The organism is Oleiphilus sp. HI0128 (genome assembly GCF_001635365.1).
The window spans coordinates 1-293 of record NZ_LWGG01001026.1 but is presented as its reverse complement, the minus strand read 5'-3'; the positions used below and the strand labels follow the sequence as shown (position 1 = coordinate 293).

Here is a 293-nt window from a genome sequence, read left to right as displayed (position 1 = left end):
AGGTTTCAATTTTCAGAGTGAAGGAATTATTAGATACGATACCAATTCAAAAATACCATTATATTTCGTTTCAAATGGTGGGGTTGAACCTGATCAAAAAATCATCTCCGCGATTAACGAAATTGAAGATCGTTTAGGTGATATTTTCGAAGATATCGTTTTGATTGATTATGATTTGTCAGTGTTTAAAGATCATACGAGTGATGGCAATGAGCCAATTTATTCTAATAGACTTGGCGATGATGATGGGTTTCAAAGTTTTCTTTCAGAAAATAATATGAATTATGGAATCG

1 protein-coding gene is annotated in these 293 nt (G+C 32.1%); it reads left to right on the top strand.

Translation table 11 applies throughout. The annotated features are described in order from the left end of the window. The coding region (locus A3763_RS28800; protein WP_197482947.1) for a hypothetical protein at positions 1-293 on the top strand (293 nt) is incomplete at both ends.